This is a genomic window from Ginsengibacter sp. (genome assembly GCF_057362405.1).
This window is the reverse complement of sequence record NZ_JBMQQG010000078.1, coordinates 1-11,717: the sequence shown is the minus strand read 5'-3', so window position 1 is coordinate 11,717 and position 11,717 is coordinate 1. Positions and strand designations below refer to the sequence as shown.

General features: G+C 38.6%; 9 protein-coding genes and 1 tRNA gene. 5 read left to right on the top strand and 5 right to left on the bottom strand.

Annotated elements, in window-relative coordinates:
• Window positions 1-75: 75 nt before the first annotated feature.
• Window positions 76-1,617: a trypsin-like peptidase domain-containing protein gene (locus ACO1O5_RS06780; protein WP_486269080.1), complete on the top strand. Its 1,542-nt coding sequence runs from the start codon at window positions 76-78 to the stop codon at window positions 1,615-1,617.
• 55 nt (window positions 1,618-1,672) lie between these two features.
• On the opposite strand, the gene ACO1O5_RS06775 is transcribed toward ACO1O5_RS06780, so the two are convergent.
• The gene (locus ACO1O5_RS06775; RefSeq protein ID WP_486269079.1) at window positions 1,673-2,977 is read right to left on the bottom strand and encodes an alpha-amylase family glycosyl hydrolase; all 1,305 of its coding nucleotides are present in this window, start codon (window positions 2,975-2,977) and stop codon (window positions 1,673-1,675) included.
• Window positions 2,978-3,071: 94 nt separating this feature from the next.
• Between ACO1O5_RS06775 and ACO1O5_RS06770 the strand changes: the two genes are divergently transcribed.
• The gene (locus tag ACO1O5_RS06770) at window positions 3,072-4,298 is read left to right on the top strand and encodes a 4-hydroxy-3-methylbut-2-enyl diphosphate reductase (RefSeq protein WP_486269078.1); all 1,227 of its coding nucleotides are present in this window, start codon (window positions 3,072-3,074) and stop codon (window positions 4,296-4,298) included.
• A gap of 29 nt (window positions 4,299-4,327) precedes the next feature.
• Here ACO1O5_RS06770 and cmk read toward each other — a convergent pair whose 3' ends face one another.
• Together cmk and ACO1O5_RS06760 are read right to left on the bottom strand one after the other, a co-directional pair.
• On the bottom strand, window positions 4,328-5,032 hold the full coding sequence (gene cmk, locus ACO1O5_RS06765; protein ID WP_486269077.1) for a (d)CMP kinase: 705 nt from the start codon (window positions 5,030-5,032) through the stop codon (window positions 4,328-4,330).
• 126 nt (window positions 5,033-5,158) lie between these two features.
• Window positions 5,159-7,696, bottom strand: a complete 2,538-nt coding sequence (locus ACO1O5_RS06760; protein WP_486269076.1) for an ATP-dependent Clp protease ATP-binding subunit — start codon at window positions 7,694-7,696, stop codon at window positions 5,159-5,161.
• 361 nt (window positions 7,697-8,057) lie between these two features.
• Between ACO1O5_RS06760 and ACO1O5_RS06755 the strand changes: the two genes are divergently transcribed.
• A complete protein-coding gene (locus ACO1O5_RS06755; protein ID WP_486269075.1) occupies window positions 8,058-8,423 on the top strand; it encodes an STAS domain-containing protein in 366 nt (121 codons plus the stop codon).
• A gap of 49 nt (window positions 8,424-8,472) precedes the next feature.
• A complete protein-coding gene (locus tag ACO1O5_RS06750; protein WP_486269074.1) occupies window positions 8,473-9,375 on the top strand; it encodes a ribonuclease Z in 903 nt (300 codons plus the stop codon).
• A gap of 86 nt (window positions 9,376-9,461) precedes the next feature.
• Here the strand turns inward: ACO1O5_RS06750 and dapA are convergent, their stop codons facing one another.
• Together dapA and ACO1O5_RS06740 are read right to left on the bottom strand one after the other, a co-directional pair.
• Window positions 9,462-10,349, bottom strand: a complete 888-nt coding sequence (gene dapA, locus ACO1O5_RS06745; RefSeq protein WP_486269073.1) for a 4-hydroxy-tetrahydrodipicolinate synthase — start codon at window positions 10,347-10,349, stop codon at window positions 9,462-9,464.
• A gap of 102 nt (window positions 10,350-10,451) precedes the next feature.
• Window positions 10,452-11,426, bottom strand: a complete 975-nt coding sequence (locus ACO1O5_RS06740) for an acetyl-CoA carboxylase carboxyltransferase subunit alpha (protein WP_486269072.1) — start codon at window positions 11,424-11,426, stop codon at window positions 10,452-10,454.
• Window positions 11,427-11,640: 214 nt separating this feature from the next.
• Between ACO1O5_RS06740 and ACO1O5_RS06735 the strand changes: the two genes are divergently transcribed.
• Window positions 11,641-11,714, top strand: a tRNA-Asp gene (locus ACO1O5_RS06735).
• Window positions 11,715-11,717 lie beyond the last annotated feature (3 nt).

The following is an 11,717-nucleotide window of genomic DNA, read 5'->3' as shown; positions in this document are numbered from 1 at the left end:
CAAGAATTTTTGGGGCACAGGATTTGAGGATTTCATTTTTAAGCGACGAATTTAAAAAATTAAAAATTTCCATAAATGAAAACGAAGAACATTTTACTTACGGTGCTCATAAGTGCACTAACCACCATGTCTGTTATTTTTGGATACAACAAGTATCAGCATAATAACAACAATCCAAATTTCCAGGCAGTTAACATTCCATCTAATTATAAGTATGCAGGTTTTTTTGATGACAAAGGGAACCCTTCACCAGGTCCGGCAGATTTTACTGAGGCTGCAAGCGCAGCAATCCCTACTGTTGTTCATATAAAGACAAAAACAAATCCACGGCAAGTGAGCAATAATCTTCCCAATCAAAAAAATCCATTTTCGGATTTGTTTGGAAACGATGATTTATTTAACCAATTTTTTGGAAACGGACGGCAACAGCGCATGTACCCCGAACAAGGTTCTGGCTCTGGCGTAATTATTAGCGACGACGGATATATCGTTACCAACAATCACGTTGTCGCAGGTGCTGATGAAGTAACAGTAACATTAAGCGACAGAAAGACTTACACTGCGAAAGTTATCGGGTCCGATCCGTCTTACGATCTAGCCGTTGTAAAAATTAACGCCAATAACCTGCCCTTTATGCTGTATGGCAACTCCGCTGATGTTAAAATTGGGCAATGGGTGCTGGCTCTTGGTTACCCGTTAAATCTTGATGCCACGGTCACCGCCGGCATTATAAGTGCAAAATCAAGGCATTTAGGATTGAATCACGATAGAAACGGAGGCCAGTCTATGGCAGTGGAATCATTTCTTCAAACAGATGCAGCAGTAAATCCGGGTAATAGCGGAGGTGCATTAATAAATACCAACGGGCAATTAATTGGAATCAATTCTGCAATTGCTTCCCCTACCGGTTATTACAATGGGTACTCTTACGCAATACCTGTTGATATCGTTAAAAAAGTGGTGAATGACCTGGTGAAATATGGCAGTGTGCAGAGGGGATTTTTAGGGGCTATGTATATTGATGCTGGCATACTTTCTGACCAGGACAAGAAAAAGGAAAACATTCCATCAAACGTTGACGGGATTTATATTACCGATCTTACTAAAGATGGAGCTGCAATACAGGCAGGAATTCAAAAGGGTGATGTGATAAAAAAGATTAATGACTATTCAATAAACTCAGGCTCAGAATTACAAGAACAACTTAGTAAGTACAAACCAGGAGACAAAGTGAGCGTAACGATCAACAGAAATGGAACCGATCACACTTACGACGTAACTTTAAAAAACAATGCAGGGAATTATGCAATTGTAAAGCCGGCCGGAATGATCGATAAGTTAGGGGCAGAACTTCAAACGCTTGATCCCAAAAAAGCAAAAGAATACGGAATTGACGGAGGTGTGGTAGTAAGAAAAATTAATGAAGGTGCTATTAACGATCAGACGAGGATGAGGGATGGCTTTATTATTACAAAGGCAAATGGAAAAGATGTTAAGTCAGTGGACGATTTAAAAAATATAATCGGAACTGATAAACAGGTGACCATCACCGGAATTTATCCAGGCTATAGCGAGCCCTTCGAATATCCTTTGGTGTTAGATGACTCTGCAGAATAAAATTTAAATTGAAAAAAAATGGAAACCCCGGAACAGATGCCGGGGTTTTTACTTTTTAAACCGTTTCCGAAAGCATCGGCAATTTTTCAAAAACAAGATAATCCCATGGTTTTAAAAATACATGATCGTCGAAATCGAAATTGATATCTCTTCCTCCAAACACATTCCTGAACAGTCCATGCATTCCATTAACCTGGAAGTTCATTTCACCTCCGGAGAAATTTAGCACTACCAGCACCTCGTCGTCACCGTTAGCTCTTGCATAAGAAAATACCTGGTGGTCGTCAGGGTGAGAAACGATCTTTGTTAAAACATTTAAATCGCCCGCCCTAAGGCACTTGCTGTACGCATGCAGCGTAAGCAATGTCTTATAAAAATCATGTAATTCAAATTTGCCATTCCATTCTATTGGATCTTTTTCAAAAAATTTCAATCGCTTTCTGTTTGGCATTTCCTGCCCGCTATAAATCATTGGAATGCCATTCCAGGTACATGAAAAAACCGCCAGGAGCATTGCTGCATCTCCATACTTTTCAAATTCGGTACCATTCCAGCTATTTTCATCATGGTTACTGGTAAAATAAGTCCTGAAAGCATCATAAGGAAATTCCGTCACCGTTTTATATAACACAGTAATAAGCGCATGCAGGTCCATTCTTCCCTGGTAAAATTCCTGGGAAGCATGCATCCATCTCCATGTATAGGTGGCATCAAAGACTTTATGGTATAAAGGTTCTTCACATTCGGCCAGCCAAAATAATCCCACTTTACACTTTGCCAATTTCTTTTTCGCCTGCACCCAAAAGTTAAGGGGAACCAGGTGCGCCATGTCGCATCGATAACCATCAATATCGCATTCTGTAATCCAGAATTTCATTTCTTCAATCATTTTATCATGAAGCTGCAGATTATCATAATTCAACTCCGCGACATCACTCCATCCATGTGGATGATTTAGTTCGTTGTTAACATCATAGCGATAAAATTCGGGGAATATTTTTGTCCAGGGATGATCATTACCTGTGTGATTAGCAACCCAGTCAATTATCACTTTAAATCCAAGGGCATGGGCTTCGTTAACAAGGCTTTTAAAATCATCCATCGTGCCGAATTCTGGATTGGTAGCTATATAATTTTTTACGGCGTAATAACTGCCAAGAGTTCCCAATCTGCCCAGTTCACTAATAGGCGTTATGGGCATAAACCACAATATCTTAATGCCCATATCTTTGAGGCGGGGTAAATGTTTTGCAAACGCTTCAAAAGTTCCTTCCAGGGTGTATTGCCTGAGGTTTACTTCATAGATACTGGCAGAGTAGCTCCAATCGGGATGTTCAAATGGTTTTTGTTTGTTCGGCATAGATTATGATTCATTATATAAATTAAAAGTAATCAATTAATATTTTATTAGCTTGTACGATGCTTTGCTGGTTGTAACTTTGACTCTTAAGCTCATGAAAAAATTCAACGTACCATTAGTTTACCGCAGCCCTTTAATAAGTGCTATTAAAAATAAACGGAAACAAAACGATAAGTATAAGAAAGATTTTACACCAAGCCTCCTGGATTTTGGCCAGGTTCAAATTTACCTTGCACGTCATTTTGGGTTTTGCTATGGCGTGGAAAATGCCATTGAAATTTCATTTAAAACGATAGAAGAAAATCCCGGCAAAAGAATTTATTTGCTGAGTGAAATGATTCACAATCCCCTGGTTAATGAAGACCTTAAAAATAGAGGCGTGCAATTCTTAATGGATACAAAGGGCAATGTGCTCGTGCCTTTCAGTGATCTATCTCCGGACGACATTGTTATTGTCCCTGCATTTGGAACAACGCTTCAAATTGAAAAAGAGCTAAAACAAATTGGTATTGAAATTGAAAAATATAATACTACCTGTCCTTTTGTTGAAAAAGTTTGGAACCGTGCAGAAGCGATCGCAAAAAATCAATATTCGATTGTAGTGCACGGTAAACCGCGGCACGAGGAAACCAGGGCTACATTTAGCCATAGTGCTGCCAACTCGCCCACCGTTGTTGTTACCGATATGAAGGAAACCATTGAACTCGCTAAGTATATAAATGAAGAAAAACCTTACCAGGATTTTTACAAGGAATTTGAAGGCAGGTTCTCTGATGGATTTAATATTGAAAAAGATTTGCAAAGAATTGGAGTGGTAAATCAAACAACAATGTTAGCAAGCGATACACAGGCAATTGCCGATTACCTGAAAAACATTATGATAAAAAAATATGGTCTTACGGAAGAAAGTATTGGTGAAAGATTCGCGGACACTCGTGATACACTTTGCTATGCAACTTACGAAAATCAAAGCGCTGTGTATGGACTTTTAGAGACTGATGCAGATCTTGCCATTGTAGTTGGCGGTTATAACAGTTCCAATACTTCTCACCTTGTTGAGTTATGTGAAGAAAAGTTTCCAACTTACTTTATCCGTTCCGAAGAAGATATTATTTCATCCAAAGAAATATCTCATTTTAATCTTCATAAAAACGAAGCAGTTATTACCATATCGTTCCTGCCGGAAAAAAAACCAGTAAAAATATTATTGACCAGCGGGGCAAGTTGCCCGGATGCGGTTGTAGAATCAGTAATCACGAAGCTGGTTTCATTTTACAAAGCAACAAGACCTGTAACTGAAGTGATGGATGAATATAAATGATTGTTCTGGCAGTTTTAAACATCCCGGTCTCAGGATCTTTTCTCAAGCTCTGGAATTCTTTTATTTTTTCTTAATAATTTCAAAGCAAAATCAAGTTGTTCTTTTTCACTAAGATTTGTATTATCAAGTTCAACCGCATCTGCGGCCTTGCGTAACGGGCTTACTTCGCGGTGAGAATCTATATAATCCCGCATTTCGATATTTGCCTTGATTTCGTCAAGGGTTATATTGGGATTTTTGTCAAACATTTCCCTAAACCTGCGCTCCACTCTAATAGCTTCATCCGCAACCATAAATATTTTAAGTTCAGCATCAGGGAAAACTGTGGTGCCAATATCTCTTCCATCCATTACTATTCCTTTATGTTTGCCTATTTGTTGTTGTACATCTACTGCAAATGTCCGTACATCTTTTAAGGCAGCTACGTCACTTACTTTTTCCGCAATAATCAAATCTCGAATGATATATTCTACATTTTCTCCGTTCAAATAAATTTCTGATTGATTAGAATATTCGTTTACTCTAAATTCAAGCGTTATGTTTTTAAGGGCTTCCTTTATTTTATCCTCGTCTGTCAGGTCAACATTATTTCTCAAAAAATAAAGTGTTATTGCCCTATACATGGCACCACTGTCAATGTATAGATAACCCAGTTTTTTCGCAAGCTGTTTTGCCAGTGTGCTTTTCCCGCAGGATGACCAACCATCTATCGTAATAATGATTTTATCCGTCATCCTGCAAAAATGAGACAAATAAAAAGAAGCGCAAAATCTTAAAAGAGAAATAAAAAAATACCATCCGCATGATGGTGGATGGTATTAATAGTTTTAAATTAGTTCGAAAATATTTATAGAAAAACACTATGCTTTCGAGGGCGCTTCCTTCACAACTCCACCTTTAATTTCAAAAGTGATTTTGGAGTTCTCTTTATCAAGGTCCGCAATAAGGACGTCGCCGGTTTTTATATGCATGTTTAAAATTTCTTCTGCCAGCGGATCCTCAAGATATTTTTGAATCGCCCGGTGTAAAGGCCTTGCGCCGAATTGTGAATCATATCCTTTTTCTGAAATAAATTTCTTCGCGTCTTCTGAAAGCTCAAGTGTCAAACCAAGGTTAAACAAACGCTTCGTTACACCTTTCATTAAAATATCGATAATTGAGAATATATTTTCTTCGGTGAGCTGGTTGAATATTACTACATCGTCTATCCTGTTCAGGAACTCAGGGCTGAAAGTACGCTTCAATGCTTTTTCTATAACTGCTTTGTTATTTTCCTCAGTGTTCTGCGCTCTTGCGGCCGTAGTGAAGCCAACTCCATCACCAAAATCTTTCAATTGCCTTGCCCCGATATTGGACGTCATGATGATCATCGTATTCTTAAAATCTATCTTTCTGCCAAGGCCATCTGTCAATAAACCATCGTCCAAAACCTGCAACAAAATATTATAAATATCGGGATGCGCCTTTTCTATCTCATCCAAAAGAATTACAGAATATGGTTTGCGTCTAACCTTTTCAGTTAGCTGGCCACCTTCTTCGTAACCCACGTAACCCGGAGGCGCTCCAATTAATCTTGATACAGTAAATTTCTCCATGTACTCACTCATATCTATGCGAATGAGCGCATCATCACTATCGAACATATATTTTGCCAGAGCCCTTGCCAGTTCAGTTTTACCAACACCTGTCGGGCCAAGAAAAATAAAGGTCCCTATTGGCTTTTTAGGATCCTTCAGTCCTACCCTGTTCCGTTGAATTGCCTTTACTACTTTTTGAATTGCTTCATCCTGGCCAACCACGGCTTCTGTAAGATCTGTACCCATCCTGCGAAGCTTTTCTGTTTCAGCCTGCACCATTCTCTTTACAGGAATACCCGTCATCATGCTAACAACCTCGGCAATTGCTTCTTCGTCTATGGGATACCGTTTGTGCTTGCTTTCTTCTTCCCAATCAGACTTGGCTTTTTCAAGTTCTTCCTGTAATCTCTTCTCGGTATCACGTAATGAAGCGGCTTCCTCAAAGCGCTGACTTTTTACCACTTTATTCTTCTCGTGCTTTATATCATCTATCTTTTTCTCCAATGCAATCACTTCTTCCGGCACGTTTATATTTTTAAGGTGAACACGTGCACCCACTTCATCAAGCACATCAATTGCTTTATCCGGCAGCAAACGATCTGTCATATACCTATCGCTCAGTTTCACGCAAGCATCAATGGCATCGTCACTGTAGGTTACGTTGTGATAATCTTCGTACTTGCTTTTAATATTTGTAAGAATTTCGATAGTTTCTGCAACACTCGGCTGCTCCACCATTACCTTTTGAAAACGACGATCCAATGCGCCATCTTTTTCAATGTACATACGATACTCATCCAATGTGCTGGCGCCAATGCACTGTAGTTCACCTCTTGCAAGGGCTGGTTTAAATATGTTCGAGGCGTCCAGGGAACCACTCGCTCCTCCCGCTCCAACAATAGTATGTATTTCATCAATAAATAAAATCACATCACGATTCTTTTCCAACTCATTCATGATGGCTTTCATTCGTTCCTCAAACTGTCCGCGATATTTAGTACCTGCAACCAACGCAGCCAAATCAAGAGAAACCACTCTTTTATCAAAAAGAACACGACTAACTTTTCTTTGAATAATCCTTAAAGCCAGACCTTCAACGATGGCGGTTTTACCAACGCCGGGTTCCCCAATTAAGATTGGATTATTCTTTTTACGGCGGCTAAGAATTTGTGAAACTCTTTCGATTTCAATTTCGCGGCCAACAATGGGATCCAATGTACCCATTTCCGCAAGACGGGTTATATCCCGTCCAAAATTATCAAGAACCGGAGTTTTCGATTTGGCTTGGGCTGCGGCTCCTTTTGATGAACGTTGTTGTGAATATGACTTTCTTTCTTCATCAAATTCTTCGCCTTCATCATCCTGAAATTCTGCCTTGGGATCTGTCTTTACATACCCCAATTCATTTTTAAACATATCATAATCTACATCAAACTGGTTAAGAATTTGCGTAGCGATATTTTCTTTATTTTTCAATATAGAAAGCATGAGATGCTCGCTCTCAACCAGCGGGCTCTTGTTTGCTTTGGCTTCCAATACTGTAATCCTTATAACTTTTTCTGCCTGTTTTGTTAACGGCAGAGAATTAATGTTGGCGATATTTTTACCGGTTTTGTCTTTAACCGCCAGTTCTATTTCCTTGCGGAGTTCATAGAGATCGACATTAAGCGATTTTAATATTTTTATAGCGGTATTCTCACCGTCTCTTATAAGGCCTAACACGAGGTGCTCAGTGCCTATAAAATCGTTGCCGAGGCGTAATGCCTCTTCCCTGCTATAAGAAATAATTTCTTTTACCTGGGCTGAAAAATTGTTGTCCATTTAAAACAATTTAATACTTTACAATAATAACGAATAAAATTTACTAACAGTTCTCAAAAACAATCCACAGCGTGTTGAAAACAATACAATAAATGGTTAAAAAAAGAAAGGAATATTTTAAAACACTTGAAGCTGATTCACAAACCCGAAGAAAGTACAATAACTAAAATTAAAAAGTCAGCCAGCAACTACACAAATATCTTATTGTTTATCTTATTACGCTTTTCCAACTAAAAAATTGCATTCAAACATTATACAATTTATTTATTCAACACTTTTTCTTTTTAATAACTTTGAATATCTGCCTTACAAATTTACTATTAAACTCATTCAAAATCATTAGTTCAAAAACTGATTAAGCATGAAAGTCAAAATTGATACCAAAGAAAAATTTCACGTCATAACTATAGATGAACCTGAATTGCCTGCTAATATGACAGAAAAATTCAATGAAACGCTTCTACCATTCCTAAATAAATCTACTAAAAATATAATAATAAACTTTTGCAACGTTAAGAAAATTGACGAATCGATTGCAAATGCTCTTGTCACTATACAACAAACATTTTATGATGCAAATAGTTCTTTGGTTATTTGCAATATTCAGCCAGAAGTTGAAACGTACCTCGACGAAAAGGAGTTGTTGGAGTTAATGAATGTGACTCCAACAGAAAGTGAAGCCTGGGATATTGTACAAATGGAAGAAATTGAAAGAGAATTTAGTTGAGCGAATATTCAGGTACTAGTGATCAAATGCTAAAATTAAGAACATAACCTTGTTTTCTGTAACCATTTTAGGATGCAATTCTGCGGTGCCGGCACATAACCGGCATCCAACTGCACAAGTACTGCAAACTCCCGACCATACTTTTTTGATTGATTGTGGTGAGGGCACTCAAATGCAGATGACTTTGTATAAGATACGAAGAAGTAAAATTTCCAGAATATTTATTTCTCATTTACACGGCGATCATTATTTTGGGCTTATAGGTCTGCTCACAAGTCTTGGCCTTAACCAACGTTCGGGTGAACTTCACATTTATTCGCCAGCCCCGTTGAAAGAAATTATCAATTTACAATTAGATGTTTGCAAAGCAAATCTTCCCTACATCGTAATATATCACGATTTAGAAAATGAGCAAACTATTTATGAAGACAAAACAATTGAGGTGGAGAGCTTTAAAGTAAATCATCGTGTTGAATGTTGGGGATTTTTATTCAGGGAAAAAAAGAATACCAGGAAAATTGATCCCAAAAAAATAAAAAAATACAATGTCCCGACGTCATTTTATGAGAGTCTTCACGAGGGAAAAGATTTCATTACAAAAGATAATAACGTAATAAAAAATGAAATGCTTACTACGCCCGTGAAACCTCCGAGGTCCTATGCGTATTCTGCTGATACCAGTTATTTCGAACCAATAATTGAAAAGATAAGGGGTGTAGATTTACTCTATCATGAAGCAACTTACCTCCACGTACTGGAGGAAAAGGCTATAAGCAGGTTTCACTCAACCGCGCGGCAAGCCGCCATGATTGCAAAAAAAGCAGGCGTAAAGAAATTGCTGCTCGGACATTTTTCATCCATGTATGAAACGCTCGATGAATTTAAAACAGAGGCATGTGAAGTTTTTGAAAATACGGAGGTTGCCGAAGAAGGTGCCTGTTATATCATATAGTAATTATCTGAAGATTCCTACAAGGTCTGTTTAAGAATTGAATTGCCTGTCTGATCAGATCTAAATAAGTGCCACCAATTAAGGAGTTAAGATAAGGTTGAAATAAATTCTTTTACCTTTTGATGAATGGTTGCACTTAAAGGCACCAGCGGAAGTCTCAAGACATTTTCTATCGGTCCCATTTCTGCCAGAAAACATTTGACACCTGCAGGATTATTTTCTGCGAACAAAAGGTCAATGCCAGCTAACAATTTATATTGCAATTTGGTGGCTGCCGCAAAATTCTGAGACAAGGACAAACGTATTAATTCAGAAAAATCTTTAGGGAAACAATTAGCCGCAACACTTATTACACCATCCATTCCGCAGGCAATTAACGGAAGTGCAAGATGGTCATCGCCACTAACTACCAAAAAATCTTCAGGCCTGTCTCTCAAAATGTGCATACATTGTATCATGTTGCCGCTCGCTTCCTTTATTCCTGCAATGTTCTTGCATTCATGTGCAAGCCTCAGCGTTGTTTCTGCTGTAATATTGCTACCCGTCCGTCCCGGTACATTATAAAGTATTACCGGTTTTGGGCACGCCTCCGAAAATTTTTTATAGTGTTGAAAAATTCCTTCTTGTGACGGTTTATTATAATTGGGGCTTGAACTCAAGACAGCGCTGGCTTTATCCAATGAAAATAGTTCCAGGCTTGCTAATAGCTCTGCGGTGTTATTTCCACCAATACCAACTACTACGGGTACACGCTGATTAACCCTGTCGAATGTACAATCTAATATATCAACCATTTCCGTCTTGCTTAGGGTGGGGGTTTCGCCGGTAGTACCCAAACTCACAAGATATTCAACACCGTTAGCAATAAGATTCTCGATAAGCCTCTCCAGGGCATCAAAATCTACCTCAAAATTTCTTTTGAAAGGTGTTATTAGCGCAACCCCTGTTCCGGAATGTGTACTTTTTAAAGACATAGATAATTAGAAATTTATTTTGGAAAAATTCAATGATGTTGGCAATTGGCGATTAGGCAATTGGGGAATTCTGGGTTAAAGATATCTAAAGGATTACAAATATTATTCTTCTGACCAAAATCCCATTTTGCGGAATTTTTCGATTCGCAGCTTTATCCTTTCTGCCGCCGTTATTTTTTTCAGATCGGCGAGAACTGGCTTTATGTAAGCTTTGAGATTGGAAGCTGCCTCGTCGTAGTTCCAGTGAGCACCCCCTACCGGTTCAGGAATTATTCCGTCTACTAAACCAAACTTTAGCATATCGTCAGAAGTTAATTTTAACTGCTCAGCGGCAATTTCTTTTTTATCCCAGTTGTGCCATAAAATGCTGCTGCAACTTTCCGGCGATATAACAGAATACCAGGTATTTTCGAGCATAAGCACTTTATCGCCGACGCCAATACCTAAGGCGCCACCACTTGCGCCTTCCCCTACTATCACGCATACAACGGGAACGCTTAGCCGCAACATTTCATATATATTTCTCGCAATCGCTTCTCCCTGTCCTCTTTCTTCAGCTTCAAGGCCGGGATAAGCACCAGGCGTATCAATTAGGGTAATGATGGGTTTGTCAAATTTTTCAGCCAGCTTCATTAACCTGAGTGCCTTACGGTAACCTTCCGGGTTAGCCATTCCAAAGTTGCGCATCTGACGCATTTTGGTATTGGTTCCTTTTTGTTGACCAATTACCATAATCGTTTCGCCATCGAGTTGGGCAAAGCCCCCGACCATAGCTTTATCATCTTTAACATTCCTATCCCCATGCAACTCGATAAAGTTGGTAAACACTTTTAATATATATTCCAAAGTGTACGGCCTGTCCGGATGACGGCTCAACTGAACCTTCTGCCAGGGCGTAAGATGTTCGGTAATTTCTTTCCTTTTTACTAAGATATTTTCTTCGAGCTTTGCAATTATTGTGTCATATTCTGCGCTGGAATTTTTTGAAGCAAGTTTTTTATTTTCCTCAACGCGTTCGTAGAGCTCTTTTATAGGCTGTTCAAAATTTAAAAACTGTCGGTTTAAAGTTACTGACATAGTAAGTTTATCAATTAGAAAATAATCAGGTTCGTTTTTTTGAGGCGATAAAGTTACGTAGTGAAAATTAAAATGAAATTATTATTACACGTTATATAATGTGGTACCTGGCGATGAATCAGTTATATCGAATTTTAAAGAATTCGCTTAAAAATTAGATTAGGTGCTTGCCTGAGTTGAAATTTTACTATCTTGCGCTCCCGAATTACAAAATGGATCGGTAGTTCAGTTGGTTAGAATGCTGCCCTGTCACGGCAGAGGTCGCGGGTTCGAGTCCCGTCCGGTCCGCTT

Bases quoted from the DNA above. Each gene is read 5' to 3' on its own strand.
- ACO1O5_RS06780 (WP_486269080.1), top strand. From the start codon at position 76: ATGAAAACGAAGAACATTTTACTTACGGTGCTCATAAGTGCACTAACC.
- ACO1O5_RS06775 (WP_486269079.1), bottom strand. From the start codon at position 2,977: ATGCCGAACAAACAAAAACCATTTGAACATCCCGATTGGAGCTACTCT.
- ACO1O5_RS06770 (WP_486269078.1), top strand. From the start codon at position 3,072: ATGAAAAAATTCAACGTACCATTAGTTTACCGCAGCCCTTTAATAAGT.
- cmk (WP_486269077.1), bottom strand. From the start codon at position 5,032: ATGACGGATAAAATCATTATTACGATAGATGGTTGGTCATCCTGCGGG.
- ACO1O5_RS06760 (WP_486269076.1), bottom strand. From the start codon at position 7,696: ATGGACAACAATTTTTCAGCCCAGGTAAAAGAAATTATTTCTTATAGC.
- ACO1O5_RS06755 (WP_486269075.1), top strand. From the start codon at position 8,058: ATGAAAGTCAAAATTGATACCAAAGAAAAATTTCACGTCATAACTATA.
- dapA (WP_486269073.1), bottom strand. From the start codon at position 10,349: ATGTCTTTAAAAAGTACACATTCCGGAACAGGGGTTGCGCTAATAACA.
- ACO1O5_RS06740 (WP_486269072.1), bottom strand. From the start codon at position 11,426: ATGTCAGTAACTTTAAACCGACAGTTTTTAAATTTTGAACAGCCTATA.